Here is a 22938-nt window from a genome sequence, read left to right on the forward strand (position 1 = left end):
GACGTCGTTTCAAAAGCCGAGGGGACGCCATAGATACGATTAGATGATTGTTATCATCTCATGACCTGCTTGCCCCACTGACATTCGGAGCCAACATGGGTGAAGTTATTCGATTTGTCTCAAGATCTGAGCGCGAGCGCGCGCGCCTCATTCAGGAGGCACGCGCAATCTACGACAGCATCTTTCCGCCATCTGATCCGGTCAGCAATGGGCAGGATAAAGCAACGGGCCGCACGATCAGCGGCGGCGATAGGGGTAACCTTTCGTGATCAAGATCATTGCCGTGCTTTGCAGTCTCTCCTCTCCGACCAATTGCCATGAGCAGATTGTCACCAGCTCGGACTTTGCTCAGGTCTCGGTGCAGTCCTGCCTGATGGGCGCCCCGCAGCTTGCGGAATGGATGAACCAGCATCCGGCTGAGCGCCTGGCGGCATGGCGTTGCGTGATTGGGAAGCAGGATCGCAGGGGAATCTAACGAGGAAGATTTTCGTCCTTGGCGAATGATCACCCGGGACGGCTCCATTAAACCACACCGTGACGACAACCCATCGCTGGGCTAACCTCGCCCCCCTTGTCCATGAGGGGGAAGCCAGATGGAGGTCGCCAGCCTCATTCTTCCCGTGTTCGCGATCATCGTCACCGGCTGGCTGGCAGGCGAGTTCGGCTCTCTCTCCCGCTCGCTTGCCGATGCCCTGGTGCACTTTGCTTACAACGTGGCGATGCCGGCGCTCCTGATCGTCACGATCGCGCGGGAGCCGGCCCGCAACCTGCTGGAATGGCGCTTCCTGCTCGCATTCGGCGGCGGTTCACTGATCTGCTTCGGGATGGTGTTTCTGGCGGTCCGCGCGGGTGGCAAACACGATATCGCCAGCAGCACCATTCATGGGATGGCGGCGGCAATGACCAATACCGGGTTTGTCGCGCTGCCGATCCTGCACGTGATCTACGGCCAGCCCGCCGTCCTGCCCGCCGCGGTAGCGACAGTGTTCGTGGCCGCCGTAATGTTTCCGATCACGGTCATCCTCCTGAAAGGACGCGACCCGCACGAGCCCGCCCATCCCACGGGACTGGCAAAGCAGATCCTGCTCAATCCGATGGTGCTGTCGACGCTCATTGGGCTGGTGTGGGCGATCACGGGCTTGCCGATTCCGGCGCTGGTCGCGACCTATCTGAACATGATCGCTGCAGCGCTCACGCCTTGCGCGCTGTTTGCCATCGGACTTGGTTTGTCCGTTGAGGGCCTGCGATCCAACCTGAAGGCATCGTTTGCGCTCGCGGCGGTGAAACTGGTGGTCATGCCTCTGATCGTCTACGGGCTCTGCGTGATCTTGGGACTCGATCCTCTCTACACGGTCGCCGCTGTCGTCTGCGCGGCCGTGCCGACGGCGAAAACCGTGTACGTCCTCGCGCATGAGCACAAGGTTGACGAGAAGCTGGTTGCGGCCACGGTCTCGATCACGACGATGCTGTCCGTCGCAACGTTGCTGGTCGCGCTGTATCTGCTCTCCGGCCTCGCGATTGGCGTCCGCTGACCGGCATCGGTCTATCTCGTGGTGTTGCTCCAGGTGGGGACCGAGTTGGTCACGCCGACCGAGGGCCAATTGTACGAGCCGACCGACGGCGCCGTGACGGTGCCGACCGTCTGTCCGGACGACCCATAGGACGCGCTCGGCTGCGCTGACGGCGTTCCGGCACCGCCATAGGTCGGCGCCACCACACCGTTGCTGTAATGTCGGCTCGATCGGGCTTTCTTCGCTTCAGCCGCAAAGGGCACGGCAAGCAGCCCGGCAGTGACGAGTGCGGCAATGGCGAGTTTGATGGTTGTCATGGCCTGATCCTTTCGCCCCGTGCCCGGTATGCCAAGTGTTCATTCATCGGAAAATTTCCATAGGTCTGCGTTCATAACTCCGTGCGCGCGCGAACGTGCCGGGCTGCGCTCGCCGCCTTCGGATGAACCCGAATCAGCGCTAGTGCATTGGCTTCAGTGACTTTCCTGGACGCAAGCAGCATGACCGGCGCCGAACTGAAGCAACTCCGCAACGACCTCTCCGACGCCCTTGAGCGCAAGCTCACCGCGGCCGACATGGCCAGGCTGTGCGGGCTGCCGGAGAAAGGCGGCGCCGAGACCATAAGGCGCTGGGAGGTCAGCGGCCCGACACCAGCGGCGACCAAGGTGCTGCGCGTGCTCGCGATGGAAGCGAGCGCTATCCGATCCTGGAGAAGTTCGACATCTTCGATCGTCACGACGTGCGCGAGGAAGACCGCCCGGCAAAGCGCGCGGCCTTTCGTGCTCAGATGCGCGACGAGGCGCGGCGACGTCTTGGTTAAGAGGAGGCGCCCGCAAGTTACCGGCGACGCGCGAAGTTAAGCCTTCCTTCAGCATTTCTTAAGGCGCCATTAAGCACGAAAATCATTTGCGGCCCAGTAGGTTAGGTTGGGGCCCGCTGTGCCATGCATGTGACAGCATTTTCGTCAAAAGCGAGCTATCTGCAAAACCAACGACGGCGCGAAAGCGCGCCTGCCGGGGACCTTACGTGTTGGAGTTCAAGACGATGAAGAAGATTCTGTTTGCGACCGTTGCGCTGCTCGTGCTGGGCGCGGCCGCGCCGGCCGTCGGCGCCGATCTCGGTAACCGCAACTACTACAAGGCACCCGCGCCGGCCTATGCTGCACCGATCTACAACTGGACCGGTTTTTACATCGGCGGCCATGTCGGCGGTGCGTTCTCCAGCGACAACAATTTCAACGGTCTCTCCACCGGCAACAATGGCAACGGCCGTTTCCTCGGCGGTGTGCAGGTCGGTGCGGACTGGCAGTTCAACCCGAACTTCGTCGTCGGCGTCGAAGGCCAGTATTCCTGGCTCTCCGGCAGCGTCGGCGCGGTGTTCCCGGGCGGCATCGCCTACACCAACGACCAGCGCGGGCTCGGCTCGATCACCGGCCGGGTCGGCTACACCTGGGGTCCGGGCCTCCTCTATGTGAAGGGCGGTTATGCCTATTCGGACAACAACGAGAGAGTGACTGTTGGCGGCGTACCATCCGGCTTCATCATCGATGGCGATCATCGCAACGGCTACACCGTCGGCGCCGGCCTCGAATACATGTTCGCACCGAACTGGTCGGCCAAGGCCGAGTACCAGTACTACAACTTCGGCGATGCGCACTTCACCGCGGGCCCGCTGGTCGGCACCGGCAACTTCACCACCGACGACCATACCTTCAAGGCGGGCCTCAATTACCGCTTCAACTGGGCCAGCCCGGCCGTCGCGCGCTACTGAGCGTTAGCAAAACGTTATCATCACGAAGGGCCGGCGATGTTGCCGGCCCTTCTTTTTTCGCCCTGCGGAACGCGCGCAACCGATTGCACAGATTGCGATTTTTTAACCGGCGTGCCCGATACTCCCGGCCACAAAACAGAAGCAAGGGCGTGGGGGAATTTCGATGGCGATCCGTTTCAGTCTCGGCCGATTCAAGCCGCGTTTCAAACTGCCGAAATGGGGCGTGCGCGGCAGCCTGTTCGCGGCCTTCGCAGTGATCGCCGGCATGGGCCTCGTGATTTCGGCCGGCGCCGGCCTGGCGCTGCAGAAACTCGGCGGGCGCATGACTGAACTGAGCGGACGGGACATTCCGCGCCTTGCGGCGAGCCTGCAATTGTCGGCCTTGAGCGCGAGCCTTGCGGCACAGGGACCTGCCCTGCTTGCGGCTCAAACCGAGGACGCCCTGAACGAGCGCACCAAGAAGCTGAAGGAACTGCAGGAGCAGACGCAGCAGAAGCTCAACGAGATCATCGAGCTCGGCGGCGACAAGGCCGTCGTCTCCGGTCTCGGCGAGACGATGAAGAGCATCAACGAGGCGGCCCAGAGCCTGGCCAAGGCTGCCCGCGAACGGCTGGACATCGCGGCCCTGCATGACAAGCAATATGACGCGCTACGCAACGCGCAGGGCGCGTTCGTCGGCGCGGCCAGTCCGGCGATGCTGGACGCGCAGACCCGGGTCAACGCCATTCTCGGCTCTGCCGACCTGTCCGCTGCAGATGCCACTGACGCCGCGCAGACCGTCGGCCAGCTCGGCAACGTCGTCGCCAGCGGCAATCTCGCAGCCGCCGACATGAGCGCGGCGCTCTCGGCGAACACGAGCGACAAGCTCGATGACATCCAGAAGGAATTCAAGACGGCACAGGGTCGCTTGCGGTCCAACCTCGATCTGTTGCCGGACAATCAGGGCAACAAGATGCTGCGCGAGACCGCAGAAAAGCTGCTCGCGCTCGGGACCGGCAAGTCCGGCGTATTCAATTTGCGCGAGAAGGAGCTCGACTCCGTCGATTACGGCCAGACCATCCTGGACGAGACCCGCAAGCTCAATGTCGGCCTCGGCATCAGCGTGCAGCAGCTCGTCGACGCCGTGCAGAAAGAGACCAACACGTCGACCTTCCAGGCGCGGCAGGAGATTTCGCTCGCCACGACGGCGATGCTGGCGCTGGGCGCCATGATGTTGGTCGGCTCGGCGCTGTTCGTCTGGCTCTATGTCGGCCGCAACATCCTCCGCCGCATCAGCGGCCTCCAGCGCGCCATGCAGCTGCTCTCGGCCGGCGATCTCGACACCGAGATCGCACGCGCGAAGCACAACGACGAGATCGGCGCGATGACCGATACGCTTCACGTGTTCCGCGACAGCATGATCGAAGCCCGGTCGCTGGCCAGCGAGCAGGACAAGGATCGTGCAGCGAAAGCCGAACGTGCCGCGCGGATGGAGGCGAAGATCGCCGAGTTTGAAAGCACTGTCCGCTCCGCGCTCGACAATCTCGCGCAATCAGCCAATTCGATGCAATCGACGGCGCAGAGCATGTCGAATACCGCGGACCAGTCCAACGCGCTGGTGAACGCGGTCGCCTCCGCCGCGGAGGAAACCTCCGTCAACGTGCAGACGGTCTCGGCCGGCACCGAGCAGCTGTCGTCCTCGATCGCCGAGATCAGCCGTCAGGTGGTGACCTCGGCGGAGATCGCCAAGAAGGCGGTCGACGAGGCCGGCGCCACTGACGCGACGGTGCAGAGCCTCGCCGACAGCGCGAGCCGCATCAATGTCGTCGTCGATCTGATCCAGACCATCGCCTCGCAGACCAACCTGCTCGCCCTCAACGCCACCATCGAGGCGGCACGCGCGGGCGAGGCTGGCCGCGGCTTCGCAGTGGTCGCGTCCGAGGTGAAGAGCCTTGCGAGCCAGACCGCCAAGGCGACGGAAGAAATCCGCACCCAGATCGCCAGCATGCAGGAGATAACGACCTCGGCGGTCGGTGCCATCCAGGGCATCGGCCGGATCATCGGCGAGATCAACGACGTCACCACGACGATTGCGGCTGCGGTCGAGCAACAGGGCGCCGCTACCCGCGAGATCGCCCGCAACATCCAGCACGCCGCCGGCGGCACCAGCGAGGTCTCCAGCAACATCGTCGGCGTCTCCACGGCGTCTGCCGAGGCCGGCGCTGCGGCAGGCGAAGTGCTGAACGCCTCCGATGCACTGCGCCGCGAGGCCGACATGCTGCGCGGGGAGATCGACGCGTTCCTCAACAACATGCGCGCGGCCTGATCGTCATTCCGGGACGCCTCGAAGAGGCGGGCCCGGAATCTCGCACCACAATCTCCGGATTCCGGGTTCGCGCTTGCGCGCGCCCCGGAAGGACAGCGTTTTTTTTGCCGGCTTCAACCGAGACGCGGAAAAACCGCTGCCGGTATGACGGCCATGCGACGGTCGACTCCCATCCTTTTCGGCTGGCGCCCCGCGCGCCGCGGGTTTAAGCCGGTAGCATGAATTCGAAAACCGACACCGCGCAGTCCTCGGCCGAGGCCTTGCGCCACCCTTGGGAACAGCATCCCGGCCCCGAAGAGGTGGTTGAGGTGCGGCCCGGTGTGCTGTGGGCGCGGCTGAAACTGCCGTTCCGCCTCAATCACGTGAACATCTACCTGCTCGCCGACGGCGACGGCTATGCCATGATCGATGCCGGCTTCGGCAACGAGGAAACGATCGAGGCCTGGACAAAGCTGTTCGAGGGCCCGCTGAAAGGCGTCAACATCACGCGGCTGATCGTCACCCACTCGCACCCCGATCATGTCGGTCTCGCCGGGTGGATCGTCGAACGGTTCAACTGCCCGCTGGTGATGTCGCAGGTCGAATATCTGCAATCGGTCTATCACCAGAACCGCGGCACCGAGGAGCGGCGCGAGGCGCAGCGGCTGTTCTTCCGCCGCCATGGCATGGACGAATCGCTCACCGAAAAACTGCTCGGTCGCGGTCAGGATTATCTCAAGCGCGTCTCCGTGCTGCCGCCGTCCTACCGCCGTATCTCCCATGGCGACGACGTCGTGATCGGTTCACGCCGCTTCAAGGTGATCACCGGCGGCGGGCACGCGCTCGACCAGGTGATGCTGTATTGCGCCGACGACAAGCTGTTCCTCTCCGCCGACCAGGTGCTGAGCAAGATCTCGCCGAATGTCAGCGTCTGGGCGGTCGAGCCCGACCAGAACTCGCTCGGCGAATATCTGGCCTCGCTCGCCAGCCTCACCACGACGCTCCCCTACGACGTGCTGGTGCTGCCTGGCCACGGCGTGCCGTTTTACGGCTTGAAGACCCGCATCAAGCAGCTCGCCGACCACCACGAGGAGCGCTGCCGCCTGATCGCGGAAGCCTGCCGCGAGGTGCCGCAGACCTCGCGCGCCTTGGTGCCCGTCGTATTCAACAAGCATGTGCTGGACGAGCATCAGATGGGCTTTGCCGCCGGCGAACTGGTGGCCCATGTCAACTACATGATCGTCGAGGGCCGGCTGAGGGCGGAGACGCAAGACGGCGTGTTGCAGTTCAGGACGACCTGAGTTTGCCTTCGCCTCTCCCCGCTTGCGGGCAGAGGCCGGAATTCAAGCGCAGCTTGAGGCGATGGCGTCGGCCGGCTCCGCAATGATGGACGGAGCGTGCACCATGGACAAAATGTCCACGGCAGCCCCACCTTTCCGGCAACTCCGGTCCGGGCCGCAAGTGCGCGCTAGGCACTTGATCCAAATCAACAATCGCGGCCAGGCCGGCGTTATCAATTGGCACGCTCGCCTTGCCGCAAATGTGAGCAGGTGCATGGACATCGGAGCTGGAAAAGCTCTAAAAATTGAACGGCCGCCTTGGGCCGGGTTCCGCTGCAGGTTTGCCGATGGATTACAACGAGTTCTTCAGTTCCGCCCTCGACCGTCTTCACACCGAGCGGAGGTACCGCGTGTTCGCCGATCTGGAGCGCACGGCCGGCCGGTTCCCACACGCGGTCTGGCATTCGCCGAAGGGCAAACGCGACATCGTGATCTGGTGCTCCAACGATTATCTCGGCATGGGTCAGCACCCGAAGGTGGTCGGCGCCATGGTCGAGACCGCAACCCGCGTCGGCACCGGGGCCGGCGGCACCCGCAACATCGCCGGCACGCATCATCCGCTGGTCCAGCTCGAGGCCGAGCTGGCCGATCTCCATGGCAAGGAAGCCGCACTGCTGTTCACCTCGGGTTACGTCTCGAACCAGACCGGCATCGCCACCATCGCAAAACTCATTCCGAACTGCCTGATCCTGTCGGACGAGCTCAACCACAATTCGATGATTGAGGGCATCCGACAGTCCGGCTGTGAGCGGGTTGTGTTCCGCCACAACGATCTTGCCCATCTTGAAGAGCTGCTGAAAGTGGCCGGGCCGAACCGGCCAAAACTGATCGCCTGCGAGAGCCTTTATTCAATGGATGGCGACATCGCCCCGCTCGCCAAGATCTGCGACCTCGCTGAAAAGTATGGCGCGATGACCTATGTCGACGAGGTCCACGCGGTCGGCATGTACGGCCCGCGCGGCGGCGGCATTGCCGAGCGTGACGGGGTCATGCATCGCATCGACATCCTCGAAGGCACGCTGGCGAAAGCTTTCGGCTGCCTTGGCGGCTACATCGCCGCCAACGGTCAGATCATCGACGCCGTGCGCTCCTATGCGCCGGGCTTCATCTTCACCACCGCGCTACCGCCGGCCATCTGCTCGGCCGCGACCGCCGCGATCAAGCACCTGAAGACCTCGAACTGGGAGCGTGAGCGCCACCAGGACCGCGCCGCCCGCGTCAAGGCGATCCTCAATGCCGCCGGCCTGCCGGTGATGTCGAGCGACACCCATATCGTGCCGCTGTTCGTCGGCGATCCCGAGAAGTGCAAGCAGGCCTCCGACCTTCTGCTCGAGGAGCACGGCATCTACATCCAGCCGATCAACTATCCGACCGTCGCCAAAGGCACCGAACGACTGCGCATCACGCCCTCGCCCTATCACGACGACGGTCTGATCGATCAGCTCGCCGAAGCCCTGCTGCAAGTGTGGGACCGCCTGGGCCTGCCGCTGCGCCAGAAGTCGCTGGCGGCGGAGTAGGGTTAGCTTCCACCCTCCCCTGGAGGGGGAGGGTCGGCTCACATTGAGCGCAGCGAAATGGAGCCGGGGTGGGGTGACAGTCTCTCCACCTCGAACGCTGCCCGTGTCGAGAGATCACCCCACCCCGCTCGCGCTGCGCGCGATCGACCCTCCCCCTCCAGGGGAGGATAGGCGCCCTGCCGCAAGCGAGCAGCTTAACGACAACTCCAGTTCCCGGCTCCACCGGGCATTTCGCTGTCGCTTGCGACCGCGCAACGCGCTAGATTTGTTAAGAAAATGAGATCGGGCGCTGCCAGCGCCCAGGGAGAAGCGCGCTCGCCATGCTGCACGACTGGGGCGTGATCGCCGCCGCCTTCGGCTACATCGGCTTTCTGTTCCTGGTGGCGAGCCACGGCGACCGTCGCTCGCCGACCGGGCCCGGCCGCGCCTCCGGGCTGATCTACCCGCTGTCGATGGCGATCTACTGCACCTCCTGGACCTTCTTCGGCTCGGTCGGCTTCGCCACCCGGACCTCGACCGACTTCCTGGCGATCTATGTCGGCCCGATCCTGATGATCGGACTGGGCGCCGGCGTGCTCCGGCGCGTCATCCAGCTCGCCAAAGCCCACAACATCACCTCGATCGCCGACTTCATCGGCGCGCGCTACGGCAAGAGCCAGGCGGTGGCAGCCACCGTGGCGCTGATTGCCATCATCGGCTCGGTGCCCTACATCGCGCTGCAGCTCAAGGCGGTCGCCTCATCGCTCGGCACGATCCTGAGCGAGGACCAGGCCTTCTCCCACATCCCGATCCTCGGCGACATGGCGCTGATGGTGACGCTGGCGATGGCGGCCTTCGCCGTGCTGTTCGGCACCCGCCAGACCGACGCCACCGAGCATCAGCACGGCCTGATGCTGGCGGTCGCGACCGAATCCATCATCAAGCTGGTCGCCTTCCTCGCCGCCGGCATCTTCGTCACCTTCTGGATGTTCTCGCCGCAGGAACTGATCGAGCGCGCCATGAAGACGCCGGAGGCGGTGCGCGCAATCAACTACTCGTCGTCGATCGGCAACTTCCTGACTATGACGCTGCTGTCGCTGTGCGCGATCATGCTGCTGCCGCGCCAGTTCCACGTCAGCGTCGTCGAGAATTCGTCCGACGCCGAAGTCGGCCGCGCGCGCTGGCTATTCCCGCTCTATCTCGTCGCCATCAATCTGTTCGTGATCCCGATCGCGATTGCCGGCCTCGTGACCTTCCCGTTCGGCACCGCCGACCCCGACATGTACGTGCTGGCCCTGCCGATGGAGGGCGGCGCGGATCTGCTCAGCGTCGCCGTCTTCGTCGGGGGCCTGTCGGCCGCGACCGCGATGGTGATCGTCGAATGCGTCGCGCTCTCCATCATGGTCTCGAACGACCTCGTGGTGCCCTTGGTGCTGCAACGACGGCCGGAGGGCCGCACCGGCGGCGCCGATTTCAGCGATTTCCTGCTGCGGTCGCGGCGACTTGCGATCTTCGCCATCATGGTGATGGCCTATTTCTACTATCGCGCGCTCGGCAACACCCAGCTCGCAGCGATCGGCCTGTTGTCCTTTGCCGCCATCGCCCAGCTTGCACCAAGCTTCTTCGGCGGGCTGCTGTGGCGACGGGCGACGGCGCGCGGTGCGATCGGCGGGATGCTGGTCGGCTTCGTGGTGTGGCTCTACACGCTGTTCGTCCCGAGCTTCATGGATTCCTCGACGACGGGGATCCTGCTGCTCCAGCACGGCCCGTTCGGAATCGAGGCGCTGCGGCCACAGGCGCTGTTCGGCGCCGACCTGCCGCCGCTGATGCATGGCGTCATCTGGTCGCTGTCGCTCAATATTCTCACCTATGTGCTGCTCTCGCTGGCGCGCCGGCCATCTTCGATCGAGCTGGTGCAGGCCGATCTGTTTGTCCCCAACACGCTCGCGCCGATCTCCCCAAGCTTCCGCCGCTGGCGCACCACCGTCACCGTGCAGGACATCCAGACCACGGTCGCGCAATATCTCGGGCCCGACCGCGCCCGCCATTCGTTTGAGGCTTTCTCGGCGCGGCGCAATGTCCGGCTCGAACCCGGAGCGCCCGCCGATTTCGAGCTGTTGCAGCATGCCGAGCACCTGATCGCCTCGTCGATCGGAGCCGCGTCCTCGCGGCTCGTGATGTCGCTGCTGCTGCGCAAGCGGACGGTCTCGGCAAAGGCCGCGCTGAAACTGCTCGACGATTCCCATGCGGCGCTGCACTTCAACCGCGAGATCCTTCAGACCGCGCTCAACCATGTACGCCAGGGTATCGCGGTCTTCGACGCCGATTTGCAACTGATCTGCTCCAACCGGCAGTTCGGCGATCTCCTCAACGTTCCTCCGCATTTCATTCAGTTCGGCACGCCGCTTCGCGAAATCCTGGAGTTCATCGGCATCAGCGATCCGGACGACCCGGTCGAGCGCGAGGCCATGCTGGAGCGGCGGCTGGCCGCCTACACCACCGACAGCGAGCCCTATCTCGAACGCCTGCCGGAACGCCACATGGTGATCGAGGTGCTCACCAACCGAATGCCGGGCGGCGGCTTCGTCATCACCTTCACCGACGTCACGCCCACCTTCGAGGCGGCGGAAGCGCTGGAGCGCGCCAATGCGACGTTGGAAAAGCGCGTCCGCGACCGCACCGAGGAGCTGACGCGGCTGAACTCGGAGCTGGCGCTGGCCAAGAGCACGGCGGAGGACGCCAGCATCTCCAAGACGCGCTTCCTCGCCGCCGCCAGCCACGATATTCTCCAGCCGTTGAACGCGGCGCGGCTCTACGTCACCAGCCTTGTCGAGCGCCAGCACAATGGCGAGGAGACCCGGCTGGTCGAGAACATCGACGAGTCGCTTCAGGCCATCGAGGAGATCCTCGGCGCGCTGCTCGACATTTCCAGGCTCGACGCCGGCGCGATGACGACTTCGATCACGAGCTTCAAGATGGCCGATCTGATGCGCTCGCTGGAGATCGAGTTCGCGCCGATCGCGCGCGCCAAGGGCCTGGAGCTTGCCTTCGTGCCCTGCTCGTTGCCTGTCGAGTCGGATCGGCTGCTGCTGCGGCGCCTGCTCCAGAATCTGATCTCCAACGCGATCAAGTACACCCCCCGAGGCCGCGTGCTGGTCGGCTGTCGTCGCCGCGGCGCCTCGCTCAAGATCTGCGTCTACGATACCGGCGTCGGCATCCCGCCGGTCAAGCGCGGCGAGATCTTCAAAGAATTCCACCGACTCGAGCAGGGGGCGCGAATCGCACGCGGCCTCGGCCTGGGGCTCTCGATCGTCGAGCGGCTGGCCCGCGTGCTCAAGCACAGCATCGCCATCGACGGTAATGCAAGCGGCGGCTCGGTATTCTCCGTGACGGTGCCGACGGCGAAGGCGATCACCCACACCGCGGCCGTGACCAGCGCGACGCCGCTGGCACGCACGCCGATCTCGGGCGCACTGATCGTCTGCATCGAGAACGATGCGGCGATCCTCGACGGCATGCGCACGCTGCTGAAAGCGTGGGATGCCGAGGTTATCGCGGTCGCCGATCCCGAGGGCGCGATGGCGGCGATCGAAGCCGCCGGACGGCGCGTCACCGGCCTGTTCGTCGACTATCATCTCGATCGCGGTAACGGCATTGCCGCCATTCGCGACATCCGCCGCCGCTTCGGCGACGGCATCCCCGCGATCCTGATCACCGCCGACCGCAGCCCCGCCGTGCAGGTCGCCGCGCGGGATGAAAAGGTCGCGGTGCTCAACAAGCCGGTCAAGCCGGCCTCGCTGCGCGCCCTGCTCGGTCAGTGGCGCACGCAGCAGATGGTCGCGGCGGAATGAATGCGGGCCGGTCAGTAGTCGGTCGACACACTGAGCGCGCGCCATTTCTCTAGCTCTTCGAGCCGAAGCCTGTCCGACGCCGCGATGGCGTTCACGGCGTCGCTTCCGAGGGCGATCCGCAGAGGTGGACGATTCATATCGACGAGCTTCAGCACAAGTGCTGCAGCCTTGGCCGGGTCACCGGGCTGGCGGCCATCGTAATCGCGCTGCATCCTGACGGCTGCGCCAACAACCACGTCGTACTCCGCTCGCCCATCGCCGGTCGCATGCGCGGTCTGGGCAAAGCCGGTGCGGAAGCCGCCGGGCTCGACGATTGTCACCTGCACACCGATCAACGCCATCTCTCGCGCCAAGGACTCCGAAAAGCCCTCGATCCCCCATTTCGCCGCCGAATAGGCCGCGCGAGCCGGAGCACCAATGCGCCCGCCAACGGATGAGACTTGCACGATGTGCCCGCGGCCTTGCCGGCGCAGCACGGGGATCGCCGCCTTGGTAACAATGATGGTGCCGATCAGATTGACCTCGATCTGCTGACGGAACGAGTCCAGGCTCGTGTCCTCGACCGATCCGAGATCGCCGTAACCGGCGTTGTTCACGACCACATCGACGCCACCGAAGGCTTCCACAGCCAGGCCGAGCGCCGCTTGCGCTGCCGCCTCGTCGGTCACGTCGAGGGTTGCAAGCCGAAGCCTTTCGCCGAAGCGCCCAAGCAACGATTCGAGCGGCTTTGGGTCCCGGGCCGAAGCGACAACGCGATCTCCCGCCGCGAGCGTCGCCTCCACGATAGAGCGGCCGAGCCCGCGCGAGCTGCCGCTGATGAACCAGATTCTGGACATTCAGGGTGCCAGCCGCGTGAAGACGTAGTCTCGGCTCTTGGCGCGGGCTTCGTGGCAGGAGAAGCAGGTGCGGTGCTGGGCCTCATCGACCGCCTTGCCGTCGACGAAGCGACCAAAACCCCAGCCGCCGGTTGAGGCGTATTTCTTGGAGTCTTTGACCATCACCTGAACCGTAGTTGCGGCGCCGGGAATCGTCGCGGACGCAAATTCAGGGGACTGCTTCCGCTTCCAGGCGCGCTTGACCAGAACGGTGCCGTCCGGGAGCGGAAGCTTTCCCGTGTGATAAGCGTCAATTGCGATCTGGTTGCCGACGACAGCGCGAAGCTCGTCGAGCGGCGCCGCCTCTTCGGCCGGCGCGATCAGCTCCCACTGCTTGTAGCCCGGCGGAACCGTGACCCCGAAGATCGGCGAGGCGTCCGCCGCGCCGCGGTCCGCCGGCCCCTCCGCGACGGCGACCGTGACGAGATACGGCACGCAGGTCAGGAGCACGACGAGGAGGATCACCGCCAGAACGACCATCTTGGCGTAAGAAGACTTCTTCTTTTCAGGTTCGGTTGTCGTCATGACGTTCCACCAAGCTGGAATGAGGGGCGATCCTTGGTCCAGCCTGGCTGGACCGAGGTGCTGACAATGTTCAGGCGCGGTCGGCGTCGATGACGGCCTTGGCAAAGGCTTGCGGTGCTTCCTGTGGCAAATTGTGGCCGATGCCGCCGGTGATGAGGCGAAACTCATATCGGCCTGAGAACTTCTTGGCATAGGCGCTCGGGTCGGGATGCGGCGCGCCGTTGGCGTCGCCCTCCATCGTGATCGTTGGCACGTCGATGACGGGAGCTGCCGCGACCTTCTTTTCGAGATGCTCGTATTTCGTCTCGCCCTGGGCAAGCCCGAGCCGCCAGCGGTAATTGTGGATCGTGATCGCGACATGATCCTTGTTGTCGAGCGCTGCTGCGCTTCGATTGAAGGTGGCGTCGTCGAACTTCCATTGCGGCGAGGCGAGCTTCCAGATCAGCTTGGCAAAATCATGCGTGTACTTCTCGTATCCGGCGCGGCCGCGCTCGGTCGCGAAATAGAACTGGTACCACCATTGCAGTTCGGCCTGCGGCGGCAGCGGCGCGTTGCCCGCGGCTTGGCTGGAGATCAGATAGCCGCTGACCGACACCAATGCCCGGCAGCGGTCCGGCCACAGCGCGGCGATGACGTCCGCGGTGCGCGCGCCCCAGTCGAAGCCGGCGACGACGGCCGTCTTGATATCGAGCTTGTCCATCAGCGCAATGATATCGGCAGCCATTGCCGCCGGCTCGCCGTTGCGCGGCGTCTCGCTGGAGAGGAAATGCGTCGTACCATAGCCGCGCAGGTAAGGGATGATCACACGATAGCCGGCTTTTGCCAGGATCGGCGCGACATCGACGAAGGCGTGAATGTCGTAGGGCCAGCCGTGCAGCAGGATCGCGACGGGCCCGTTGGAGGGACCCGCCTCCACATAGCCGACATTGAGAACGCCGGCATCGGTCTGCTTGATCGTACCGAAGGACGCGTTTGATGCTTGGGATCGCGACGCTTCCGTCTCGGCGCGGGCGAGTTCGATCACGCCGAGACCGGCGGCAACGGTTCCCGCGGCGACGCCGAGAAACTGGCGGCGATGTTGGTCGATGATCTGCTTCATGGTGGCTACCTTGCTGATGGTGGGTGATGATGCGTCAGATCAGCGCGACCGTGACGTCTATGTTGCCACGGACGGCCTTGGAATAGGGGCAGGTTTGATGCGCTTCATCGATGATGCCGCGTGCGACCTCGCGATCGAGACCCGGCAGACTGATATTGAGGCGCGCCCTCAGCGAGTAAGCGCCCTCGTCGAGCACGAGGTCGATCTCCGCATCGATCGCGCATTTCCTGGGGAGATCGATTCTCCGCTTGCGCGCCGCGATCTCCATCGCGCCTTCGAAACAGGCCGACCAGCCCGCCGCAAACAATTGCTCGGGATTGGTGCCGATGCCTGCGCCACCCGGCGGCGACAGCTTGACGTCAAGCCGACCGTCGGAACTGCGCGACATGCCATCGTGTCGACCGCCGCTGGTGTGTGTCTTGGCCGTGTAAAGCAGTTTTGCCGCTTGCGTCATCAAGGTCTCCTTGCCGTTGCGCAGCTGACTAGCAGCGGCTGCCGCAGGACACCCGTTTGGAATTGTGAGAAGTTGTGAGGTCTCAGCTCGCTCGTCTCACAAGGGCTGCATCCACCGTCTGATGCCGATGCAGGCAGGCGCTTGCTGGATCGCAGCCATCTGCTATCGGGTCCATTGGAAAGCATCAGGATTCGTCATGACTGAACCGGCCGGGTCTGTGGCAAAAACCCTATCGTTCGGGCCATTCACCGTGACGCCGCATGAAAGGCTGATGACGCGCGACGGCATCCCGCTGCCGCTCGGCGCGAAAGCCTTCGACCTGCTCATCGCGCTGATGTCGCGGCCGAACGAGGTCGTCAGCAAGTGGGATCTGATGGCACTGGTGTGGCCCGGCCTGACTGTGGAAGAAGCCAGTTTGCGCTTTCACATCGCAGCCCTTCGCAAGGCGCTCGGCGACGGCAGCGACGGCGCACGCTACATCACCACGCTCTCCGGCCGCGGTTATTGCTTCGTGGCGCCGATCTCGCGAGCGGCCATCCCGGCAGAGCGGTGCGCGGCACCGCGGGGCGGCCTGTCGCCGGTGAAGCTGCCGAACCGGCTGCAACGGATGGTCGGACGCGACGATGCGATCGCCGCCGTCTCGGACAAGCTCATCGCCTCGCGCTTCGTCACGATCGCCGGTCCCGGCGGCGTCGGCAAGACGGCCGTGGCGGTCGCAATCGCTCATGACCTGCTCGAGACCTTCGCCGATGCCGCACACTTCGTCGATCTTGCCGCGCTCAGCGATCCCGATCTCGTGATCACCTCGATCCTGCTGATGCTGGGCTTGCCGGCGCAAACCGACGATCCTCTGCCCGCGCTGCTCGCGCATCTCCGTGACAAGAGGATGCTGCTGATCCTCGACAATTGCGAGCACGTCATCGCTGCTGTGGCCCCGCTGGCTGCGGAGATCTTCCACGCCGCACCGCATGTCCATATCATGGCCACGAGCCGCGAAGCCCTACGCGTCGAGGGCGAGCAAGTCTATCGATTGGCGCCACTCGCTGTTCCGCCAGACCGCTCGAGACTAACAGTCGCTGCGGCGCGGACCTATCCTGCACTTCAACTCTTCCTCGAACGTGCCACGGCCAGCGGCGCGCAGATCGCGCTCGACGATGCCAATGCCGCGATCATCGCAAGGATTTGTCGCAAGCTCGACGGCATGGCCCTGGCGATCGAACTCGCCGCCGGCCGGGTCGAGGCCTATGGCCTGGAGCAGACGGCCACGCTGCTCGACGAACGCCTCAATCTGCTCTGGCAGGGCCAGCGCACCGCGCCGCCGCGGCAGAAGACGTTGCAGGCGACCCTGGACTGGAGCTACGGGCTCCTGACCCACACCGAGCGCCTGGTGCTGCGCCGGCTTGCGGTGTTCGCCGGGCACTTCACCATCGACGCCGCGCTCGAGGTCGTCCCGGACAAACGCGTCGATCGCTCCCACCTGTTCGACGCCATCGACAGCCTCGTCGCCAAGTCCATGGTGGCGCCCCGACCGATCGGCGCCATGATGCGCTACCGGCTGCTCGACACCACGCGCGCCTATTTGCTCGAGATCGAGCCGAACGACGCGGGGCTCGCCGGACGCCACGCCACCTACTACCGGCAATGGCTGGAGCAGGCGGGCTCGACCTGGGCCACCGTGCCGAGCGCCGACGAACGGGCGATCCACTTCTCCGCACTTCACAACGTGCGCGCCGCGCTGGATTGGTGCTTCGGCACGGACGGCAATGTCGGCATCGGCATGGCGCTCGCCGCTGCGGCGGCACCGATCTTCCTCGCGATGTCGCTCTTGATCGAATGCCGGCGCTGGTCGGAGCGGGCGCTGCTTGCGATCGATCCTTCCTCGCGCGGTAGCGCCGAGGAAATGCACATCCAGGCTGCCCTCGGCCTCACCTTGATGTTCACGCGGGGCGGCAGCGAAGCGGCGCGCGCCGCCTTGAGCCGGAGCCTTGCGATCGCCCAGGGCCGTTGCGACGAGATCAACCAGCTCCAACTGCTCGGCCGCATGCATATCTTCCACGAGCGGATGGGAGAGTTCGATGCCGCACTCCGTTACGCCCAGCAGAGCCTCACCGTTGCCGAGGCGCTCGGCGATGCGGCTTCGACCGCACTTGCCCATTCGCTCCTGGGCGTCTCGCTGCATCTGGCCGGCGAGCATCACGATGCGCTGACGATGCTGGAGGCTGCCTGGCTGGGGCCAGGCACGGAACGGATCAGCACGGTCTACGGCTTCGATCATCGCAACCGGGCCGGCATTTCGCTTGCACGAGAGCTTTGGTTGCAGGGCCGGCCCGCGCAGGCGCAGCAGCTGGCGCGACAGACGGTCACCGAAGCCGCGCAGATGGATCATCCGATCACGCTCTGCATCGCGCTGATCTGGGCGGTTTCGATCGACCTCTGGAACGGAGACCTCAACGACGCGGAAGCGAACATCGACCGCTTCATCGCACACGCCGAATCGCGCTCGATGAGCCCGTATCTCGCGGTCGGCCGCGGCGTCAAAGGCGAGCTGGCAATCCGGCGGGGAAACGCCGCTGACGGCCTCGAGACGATCAGGGCTTGTCTGCACGAGCTCCACGATGCCGGCTACGAGCTGCTCACTACGACCTTCAACATCGCGATGGTTCAGGGCTTCTTGGCAATCGGACAGATCGAGCAGAGTGCACGCCTGGTCGACGAGGCGATCCGCCTCGTCGAGCAAGGCGGCGACCACCTCTACATGCCCGAGCTGCTGCGCATGAAAGGCAGAATCCTGTTGTCGCTGCCAGAGCCCAACGCTGAGCAAGCAGAAGCCCACTTCATGCAGTCGCTGGATTTGAGCCGCCACAGAGGTGCAAAAGCCTGGGAGCTGCGAGCGGCAATCGATCTCGCCGAGCTCCTTGCGGAACGGGGCCGGCGAGAGCACGCGAAACGCCTGCTTCAATCAGCGCTCGATGGCTTCGCCACGGGCTCCGAGACGACGGATATCACCGCCGCTAACAGGCTGCTGGCGATGATCTAGGTCGGACTGTGCGCACCCCGGGACGCTTCACCCCGTCGGCGTGCCCTGCTTCCACTGGCCACCGGCGATCTTCGCGGCGGCAATGACGGCTTGAGTGCGGCTCTCGACCCCGAGCTTTTGCAGGATGGCCGAGACGTGCGCCTTGATGGTGGCCTCGGAGACGCCGAGCTCATAGGCGATCTGCTTGTTGAGGAGGCCCTCCGATAGCATCATCAGGACCCGGACCTGCTGCGGCGTCAGCGTCACCAGACGGTCGCGCAGGCGCGTCATGTCGGGGTCGGCGGCGGCCGACAGATCGGTGTCCGCGGGAACCCAGACGTCGCCCTCCATAACCTTGAGGATGGCGTCGCGCAGCGTCTCGACGCCGAAACGCTTGGGGATGAAGCCGGAGGCGCCAAAATCGAGCGAGCGGCGAATCGTGGCGCTGTCGTCGGACGCCGAGACGATCACGACCGGTATCGCCGGATATTGCGCCCGTAGATAGATGAGGCCGGAAAAGCCGGAGATCCCAGGCATCGAGAGGTCGAGCAGGACCAGATCCACGTCGGAGGCCTGTTCCAGCAGCTTGGTCAGATCCTCGAACGATCCGGCCTCGTCGATCCTGGCCGAGGTCAGGACGCCCGCCACCGCCTGCCGCAGCGCGTCGCGGAACAGCGGATGATCATCGGCAATGACGAGATGGGTTGAGGGAGCGTTCATCGTTCTCTTGCTGTCGTTCGCGCCGGGAGGCGTGTCAACGCGGCGGCGGTCAATTCTTCCCCGAGCGGCCATGGCATGCAAGTGCACATTATCCCTTTGTCGCAAAGGGGTTAATCCCAGCCTTTACGGTTGCGCACCGGCGCCCCAGACCGGAGCGTCAGGCGCGCGTCAGTGCGCAAAGCCGAAAGTCGTATTGGGGCGGGTTTCACGCCGATGTTACCTTGCAAGCAAGACCTGGATTGATCCGGCCCGTCCGGGCATCTGGGGCGCGAGGAAACGCATTTCGGGGAGCGACTCAACATGTCGACAATGGCAGTGTCTCAGACGGGCGCGGGAGGTATGACGAAGGACGAACGGTTCGTCATTCTCGCCTCCTCGCTCGGTACCGTCTTCGAATGGTACGACTTCTACCTCTACGGTTCGCTGGCGAGCATCATCGGCGCCCAGTTCTTCTCGGCCTATCCGCCCGCAACCCGCGACATCTTCGCGCTGCTGGCCTTCGCCGCCGGCTTCCTGGTGCGCCCGTTCGGCGCGATCGTGTTCGGCCGCATCGGCGACATCGTCGGCCGCAAATACACCTTCCTTGTCACCATCCTGATCATGGGTCTTTCGACCTTCATCGTCGGCCTGCTGCCCAACGCGGCGACCATCGGCATCGCGGCTCCGATCATCCTGATCGCGCTGCGCCTCGCCCAGGGTCTGGCGCTCGGCGGCGAGTATGGCGGTGCGGCGACTTATGTCGCGGAGCACGCCCCGAACGGCAAGCGCGGCTACTACACCTCCTTCATCCAGACCACGGCGACGCTTGGCCTGTTCCTGTCGCTGCTGGTGATCCTGTTCACCCGTACCGCGACCGGCGAAGCCGATTTCGCGGCCTGGGGCTGGCGCATCCCGTTCCTGGTCTCGGTGCTGCTGCTTGGCATCTCGGTCTGGATCCGGCTGCGTCTCAACGAATCGCCGATCTTCCAGAAGATGAAGGACGAGGGGAAGAGCTCGAAGGCGCCGCTGACGGAGGCCTTCGGGAACTGGCAGAACGGCAAGCTCGTGCTGCTCGCCCTGCTCGGCGGCGTGATGGGCCAGGGCGTGGTCTGGTACACCGGCCAGTTCTATGCGCTGTTCTTCCTGCAATCGATCCTGAAGGTCGACGGCTACACCGCCAACCTCCTGATCGCCTGGTCGCTGCTGCTCGGCACCGGCTTCTTCATCGTGTTCGGCATCCTCTCCGACAAGATCGGCCGCAAGCCGATCATCCTCGGTGGCTGCCTGATCGCGGCGCTGACCTTCTTCCCCATCTTCAAGATGATCACCACCAACGCCAATCCGGCGCTGGAAAAGGCCATCGAGCAGACCAAGGTCGAGGTGGTGGCAGATCCAAAAGGCTGCGGCGACCTGTTCAACCCGGTCGGCACCCGCGTCTTCACCGCGCCTTGCGACACCGCACGCGCCTTCCTGTCGCAGTCGTCGGTCAAGTACTCGACCACACCAGGCCCGGCCGGCTCCGGCGTGAAGGTCATGGTGAACGGCAAGGAGGTTCCGTACACGAACGCCAAGGACAGCAACCCGGCCGTCCTCGCCGCCGTGCAGGCCGCCGGTTATCCGAAGGCGGGCGATGCGGGTATCGTGAAGATGGCGCACCCGTTCGACATCTTCCGCCCGCAGGTTGCGGCAGTCGTCGGGCTGCTGTTCATTCTGGTGGTGTTCGTCACCATGGTGTACGGCCCGATCGCGGCCATGCTGGTCGAACTATTCCCGACCCGCATCCGCTACACCTCGATGTCGCTGCCCTACCACATCGGCAACGGCTGGTTCGGCGGCCTCCTGCCCGCGACCGCCTTCGCCATCGTGGCCTCGACAGGCGATATCTATGCAGGTCTCTGGTATCCGGTCATCTTCGCATCCATCACCGTGGTGATCGGCTTCCTGTTCCTGCCCGAGACCAAGGACGTCGACATCAAGGCGACCTGATCGAAAGCACAGTCGACAACACGAACCGGCCGCGGTCTCCGCGGCCGGTTTTGTTTTGTCCCTACTGATTGCTGCCGACGAATTGCAGCACGATCTCGCGCCGATGCGGCCGGCTGCGATGTTCGATCAGGTAGATCGCCTGCCAGGTGCCGAGCGCGAGCTTGCCTTTCAGGATTGGCACCTGAAGCGAGGTCCCCGTCAGCATCGTCTTGACGTGCGCCGGCATGTCGTCCGGCCCCTCAGTGTCATGCGTCCATCCGGCATTCTCCGGCGCAAGCCGGGACAGCGCCGTGGTGAGATCGACGAGGACGGACGGATCGGCGTTCTCCTGAATCGTCAGCGAGGCCGAGGTGTGGCGGATGAACAATGTCAGCGTGCCCTCGCGCGCGTGCGCTTCGGCGATGAACTTGGCTGCCTCGCTGGTCAGATCGGTGAAGCCGCGGCCGGGCGTCTGCACGGTGAGCAGCGACGATGCGAGCGTGGTGGTTTGCACGAATGATGACGCCGAACGCTTTACGGATTTACCTGATGTCATCAAGAGCCTCTCGTCGTCCTGGCGAAAGCCAGGACCCACTACCCCGAATGCTCGTGATGGCGAAAGGTGGCAACTCGTGTCGAAAAACAGAGAGGCTGCGGTACATGGGCCTGGCTTCCGCGAGGACGACCTCGAAGGGGCCGAATCAAATCTTCCCCGACACGTCCTTCTGCACGCGGTTGGCCATGTCGATCAGCCGGCGCCAGGCCCTTTCCAGGAAAGACATCACGCGGTCGACGTCTTGGTCACTCGGCAGCGGGATCTCGATCTTGCGCTCGCCCTCGGCGGCCTTCGGCTCCGCCTTCTTGAGCGGATCGGATTTCGGCAGCGGCTCGTCGATTTTGCCCGATACCGTCGGCCCAGCCGCGAGCTGGCCCTTCAGCTTCTCGACTTCGGCCTGAAGCCGGCCGATTTCGGTATCGAGCGCGGCCCGTTCGTCAGGTAAGGCGTAGCAGGCCCAGCCGGCGCCGTTCTTGGTGCAAGTCGACATGGTGCCGGTGCGGGTGTCGAGCCGCAACACGCCTTCCGGGATCGGCGTCATGCTGTAGCGGCCGTTTTCGCTGTCAGGAGCGGATTGCGCGGCGACGAAGCCGCCGCTGACGACCATCACCACGGCGAACGTCGCTACCGCAAACCATGATGTTGTGGATGACGTCACAGGTCTCATCTTGCGCTCCGCCACGACGTGCAGGTGACACTTTCGCAATTCTACCCCCGCCGAGGCAATCCGCCGCCCAAAACGCACCACCGATATCAACGACCACGACCGTCTCTTTGATCCCGGCGGCGCGGCGAAATGGTGGCTGCATTCGTCGATCATGCGGAGAGCTGCTGCGGTGCGGCGTCACGCTGTGTGCAGCACTGCTGTGCGCGCCAATATCAGCAAAGAAATCAGATACATAACGGAAAACGACGCAATCGTGACTTGGCTTGACTTGATAATAGGCCATCAGTATGGTCCGCGCGGCTTTTGAGGGTGGCGGGCGTAATTTCCATTCAGCCGCGGCGTTTCGGGTCTTCGTTGCATGACACAGGGCACGGAGCACGGCGGGAATGGAGATCGCGATAGATCGTCCGAGGAAGCTGCGCTTTCCGAACGGCTCGGAAATCTTGATCAACGCTTGTCCGAACTTCGGGACCGGCGGAGCAAGACCGAGCAACCCGCAGGTGACGGTGAGGACGGAGCGGCCAGAGCCTCGGCGATGGCGCTTGGTTTCCGGTTATCCTCGGAGTTGATCGCCGGCGTCGTTGTCGGAGCGGGGATTGGCTGGGGGTTCGACCGCTTGCTGTCGACGTCGCCTTTCGGATTTATCGTGTTCCTGCTGCTGGGCTTCGTCGCCGGCGTGGTGAATGTGGTGAGAACGGCGGGCGCGGGTCAAAACAGGCGCGGTGGTTCTTAAGCGATCCGCCCAGCAGAGGAATGATCGTGCCGGCCTTGCCGGTACGGGCCGGCCCGGCCGGCAGACCGAGACCCGCCGGCATTGCCGGCAGACCAAGAGA

Annotated in this window: 20 protein-coding genes and 1 pseudogene; 12 read left to right on the forward strand and 9 right to left on the reverse strand. The window is 64.4% G+C overall.

The window, feature by feature from the left end:
• Positions 1-95: 95 nt before the first annotated feature.
• From IVA91_RS11450 to IVA91_RS11460, 3 genes are all read left to right on the forward strand, one after another.
• Positions 96-269: a hypothetical protein gene (locus tag IVA91_RS11450; protein WP_247281728.1), complete on the forward strand. Its 174-nt coding sequence runs from the start codon at positions 96-98 to the stop codon at positions 267-269.
• Entirely contained in the window at positions 266-475 is a 210-nt protein-coding gene (locus tag IVA91_RS11455; RefSeq protein WP_247281729.1) for a hypothetical protein, read from the forward strand. The genes IVA91_RS11450 and IVA91_RS11455 overlap by 4 nt, the downstream gene beginning before the upstream one ends.
• 118 nt (positions 476-593) lie before the next feature.
• Positions 594-1532 (forward strand): AEC family transporter, encoded by a 939-nt coding sequence (locus tag IVA91_RS11460; RefSeq protein ID WP_247421671.1) that lies wholly within the window; start codon positions 594-596, stop codon positions 1530-1532.
• Between the two features lie 11 nt (positions 1533-1543).
• Here IVA91_RS11460 and IVA91_RS11465 read toward each other — a convergent pair whose 3' ends face one another.
• Positions 1544-1828: a hypothetical protein gene (locus tag IVA91_RS11465; protein ID WP_247281731.1), complete on the reverse strand. Its 285-nt coding sequence runs from the start codon at positions 1826-1828 to the stop codon at positions 1544-1546.
• 180 nt (positions 1829-2008) lie between these two features.
• Here IVA91_RS11465 and IVA91_RS11470 point away from each other — a divergent pair.
• From IVA91_RS11470 to IVA91_RS11495, 6 genes and pseudogenes are all read left to right on the forward strand, one after another.
• A pseudogene (locus IVA91_RS11470) lies at positions 2009-2328 on the forward strand (hypothetical protein).
• A 224-nt stretch (positions 2329-2552) separates the two neighbouring features.
• Positions 2553-3278: an outer membrane protein gene (locus tag IVA91_RS11475; RefSeq protein WP_247281733.1), complete on the forward strand. Its 726-nt coding sequence runs from the start codon at positions 2553-2555 to the stop codon at positions 3276-3278.
• Positions 3279-3441: 163 nt separating this feature from the next.
• Positions 3442-5583 (forward strand): HAMP domain-containing methyl-accepting chemotaxis protein, encoded by a 2142-nt coding sequence (locus IVA91_RS11480; protein ID WP_247281734.1) that lies wholly within the window; start codon positions 3442-3444, stop codon positions 5581-5583.
• A 218-nt stretch (positions 5584-5801) separates the two neighbouring features.
• Positions 5802-6863 carry an MBL fold metallo-hydrolase gene (locus tag IVA91_RS11485; RefSeq protein ID WP_247281735.1) on the forward strand — a complete coding sequence of 354 codons (1062 nt, stop codon included), beginning with the start codon at positions 5802-5804 and terminating at the stop codon, positions 6861-6863.
• A 326-nt stretch (positions 6864-7189) separates the two neighbouring features.
• Complete coding sequence (hemA, locus tag IVA91_RS11490) at positions 7190-8419, forward strand: 5-aminolevulinate synthase (RefSeq protein WP_247281736.1); 1230 nt, start codon at positions 7190-7192, stop codon at positions 8417-8419.
• A 320-nt stretch (positions 8420-8739) separates the two neighbouring features.
• A complete protein-coding gene (locus IVA91_RS11495) occupies positions 8740-12249 on the forward strand; it encodes a PAS domain-containing hybrid sensor histidine kinase/response regulator (RefSeq protein ID WP_247458767.1) in 3510 nt (1169 codons plus the stop codon).
• A gap of 11 nt (positions 12250-12260) precedes the next feature.
• Here the strand turns inward: IVA91_RS11495 and IVA91_RS11500 are convergent, their stop codons facing one another.
• From IVA91_RS11500 to IVA91_RS11515, 4 genes are all read right to left on the reverse strand, one after another.
• On the reverse strand, positions 12261-13085 hold the full coding sequence (locus IVA91_RS11500) for an SDR family NAD(P)-dependent oxidoreductase (RefSeq protein ID WP_247281738.1): 825 nt from the start codon (positions 13083-13085) through the stop codon (positions 12261-12263).
• Positions 13086-13649: a cytochrome P460 family protein gene (locus IVA91_RS11505; protein WP_247281739.1), complete on the reverse strand. Its 564-nt coding sequence runs from the start codon at positions 13647-13649 to the stop codon at positions 13086-13088.
• A 70-nt stretch (positions 13650-13719) separates the two neighbouring features.
• Positions 13720-14748, reverse strand: a complete 1029-nt coding sequence (locus IVA91_RS11510; protein ID WP_247281740.1) for an alpha/beta hydrolase — start codon at positions 14746-14748, stop codon at positions 13720-13722.
• Positions 14749-14782: 34 nt separating this feature from the next.
• The gene (locus IVA91_RS11515) at positions 14783-15202 is read right to left on the reverse strand and encodes an organic hydroperoxide resistance protein (RefSeq protein ID WP_247281741.1); all 420 of its coding nucleotides are present in this window, start codon (positions 15200-15202) and stop codon (positions 14783-14785) included.
• 196 nt (positions 15203-15398) lie between these two features.
• Here IVA91_RS11515 and IVA91_RS11520 point away from each other — a divergent pair, with 196 nt between their 5' ends.
• Positions 15399-18239 carry a winged helix-turn-helix domain-containing protein gene (locus tag IVA91_RS11520; protein ID WP_247281742.1) on the forward strand — a complete coding sequence of 947 codons (2841 nt, stop codon included), beginning with the start codon at positions 15399-15401 and terminating at the stop codon, positions 18237-18239.
• Between the two features lie 27 nt (positions 18240-18266).
• On the opposite strand, the gene IVA91_RS11525 is transcribed toward IVA91_RS11520, so the two are convergent.
• Positions 18267-18938, reverse strand: coding sequence for a response regulator transcription factor (locus IVA91_RS11525; protein WP_247281743.1), 672 nt, complete (start codon positions 18936-18938; stop codon positions 18267-18269).
• Between the two features lie 339 nt (positions 18939-19277).
• Between IVA91_RS11525 and IVA91_RS11530 the strand changes: the two genes are divergently transcribed.
• Complete coding sequence (locus IVA91_RS11530; protein WP_247281744.1) at positions 19278-20903, forward strand: MFS transporter; 1626 nt, start codon at positions 19278-19280, stop codon at positions 20901-20903.
• A gap of 61 nt (positions 20904-20964) precedes the next feature.
• On the opposite strand, the gene IVA91_RS11535 is transcribed toward IVA91_RS11530, so the two are convergent.
• The 3 genes from IVA91_RS11535 to IVA91_RS11545 all read right to left on the reverse strand — a co-directional run bounded on the left by IVA91_RS11535 (position 20965) and on the right by IVA91_RS11545 (position 22388).
• Positions 20965-21438, reverse strand: a complete 474-nt coding sequence (locus IVA91_RS11535; protein WP_247281745.1) for a secondary thiamine-phosphate synthase enzyme YjbQ — start codon at positions 21436-21438, stop codon at positions 20965-20967.
• A gap of 145 nt (positions 21439-21583) precedes the next feature.
• The gene (locus tag IVA91_RS11540; protein ID WP_247281746.1) at positions 21584-22105 is read right to left on the reverse strand and encodes a hypothetical protein; all 522 of its coding nucleotides are present in this window, start codon (positions 22103-22105) and stop codon (positions 21584-21586) included.
• The gene (locus IVA91_RS11545) at positions 22002-22388 is read right to left on the reverse strand and encodes a hypothetical protein (protein ID WP_247282059.1); all 387 of its coding nucleotides are present in this window, start codon (positions 22386-22388) and stop codon (positions 22002-22004) included. The genes IVA91_RS11540 and IVA91_RS11545 overlap by 104 nt, the downstream gene beginning before the upstream one ends.
• A 75-nt stretch (positions 22389-22463) precedes the next feature.
• Here IVA91_RS11545 and IVA91_RS11550 point away from each other — a divergent pair, with 75 nt between their 5' ends.
• Positions 22464-22838, forward strand: a complete 375-nt coding sequence (locus IVA91_RS11550) for an AtpZ/AtpI family protein (RefSeq protein ID WP_247281747.1) — start codon at positions 22464-22466, stop codon at positions 22836-22838.
• Positions 22839-22938 lie beyond the last annotated feature (100 nt).

It is taken from the genome of Bradyrhizobium sp. 153, from assembly GCF_023073835.1.
Taxonomy (GTDB): domain Bacteria; phylum Pseudomonadota; class Alphaproteobacteria; order Rhizobiales; family Xanthobacteraceae; genus Bradyrhizobium.

Excerpts from the sequence above, each read along its gene's own strand:
- IVA91_RS11450 (WP_247281728.1), top strand. The coding sequence starts at position 96 with ATGGGTGAAGTTATTCGATTTGTCTCAAGATCTGAGCGCGAGCGCGCG.
- IVA91_RS11460 (WP_247421671.1), top strand. The coding sequence starts at position 594 with ATGGAGGTCGCCAGCCTCATTCTTCCCGTGTTCGCGATCATCGTCACC.
- IVA91_RS11465 (WP_247281731.1), bottom strand. The coding sequence starts at position 1,828 with ATGACAACCATCAAACTCGCCATTGCCGCACTCGTCACTGCCGGGCTG.
- IVA91_RS11475 (WP_247281733.1), top strand. The coding sequence starts at position 2,553 with ATGAAGAAGATTCTGTTTGCGACCGTTGCGCTGCTCGTGCTGGGCGCG.
- IVA91_RS11480 (WP_247281734.1), top strand. The coding sequence starts at position 3,442 with ATGGCGATCCGTTTCAGTCTCGGCCGATTCAAGCCGCGTTTCAAACTG.
- IVA91_RS11485 (WP_247281735.1), top strand. The coding sequence starts at position 5,802 with ATGAATTCGAAAACCGACACCGCGCAGTCCTCGGCCGAGGCCTTGCGC.
- hemA (WP_247281736.1), top strand. The coding sequence starts at position 7,190 with ATGGATTACAACGAGTTCTTCAGTTCCGCCCTCGACCGTCTTCACACC.
- IVA91_RS11495 (WP_247458767.1), top strand. The coding sequence starts at position 8,740 with ATGCTGCACGACTGGGGCGTGATCGCCGCCGCCTTCGGCTACATCGGC.
- IVA91_RS11500 (WP_247281738.1), bottom strand. The coding sequence starts at position 13,085 with ATGTCCAGAATCTGGTTCATCAGCGGCAGCTCGCGCGGGCTCGGCCGC.
- IVA91_RS11505 (WP_247281739.1), bottom strand. The coding sequence starts at position 13,649 with ATGACGACAACCGAACCTGAAAAGAAGAAGTCTTCTTACGCCAAGATG.
- IVA91_RS11510 (WP_247281740.1), bottom strand. The coding sequence starts at position 14,748 with ATGAAGCAGATCATCGACCAACATCGCCGCCAGTTTCTCGGCGTCGCC.
- IVA91_RS11515 (WP_247281741.1), bottom strand. The coding sequence starts at position 15,202 with ATGACGCAAGCGGCAAAACTGCTTTACACGGCCAAGACACACACCAGC.
- IVA91_RS11520 (WP_247281742.1), top strand. The coding sequence starts at position 15,399 with ATGACTGAACCGGCCGGGTCTGTGGCAAAAACCCTATCGTTCGGGCCA.
- IVA91_RS11525 (WP_247281743.1), bottom strand. The coding sequence starts at position 18,938 with ATGAACGCTCCCTCAACCCATCTCGTCATTGCCGATGATCATCCGCTG.
- IVA91_RS11530 (WP_247281744.1), top strand. The coding sequence starts at position 19,278 with ATGACGAAGGACGAACGGTTCGTCATTCTCGCCTCCTCGCTCGGTACC.
- IVA91_RS11535 (WP_247281745.1), bottom strand. The coding sequence starts at position 21,438 with ATGACATCAGGTAAATCCGTAAAGCGTTCGGCGTCATCATTCGTGCAA.
- IVA91_RS11540 (WP_247281746.1), bottom strand. The coding sequence starts at position 22,105 with ATGAGACCTGTGACGTCATCCACAACATCATGGTTTGCGGTAGCGACG.
- IVA91_RS11545 (WP_247282059.1), bottom strand. The coding sequence starts at position 22,388 with ATGGCCTATTATCAAGTCAAGCCAAGTCACGATTGCGTCGTTTTCCGT.
- IVA91_RS11550 (WP_247281747.1), top strand. The coding sequence starts at position 22,464 with ATGACACAGGGCACGGAGCACGGCGGGAATGGAGATCGCGATAGATCG.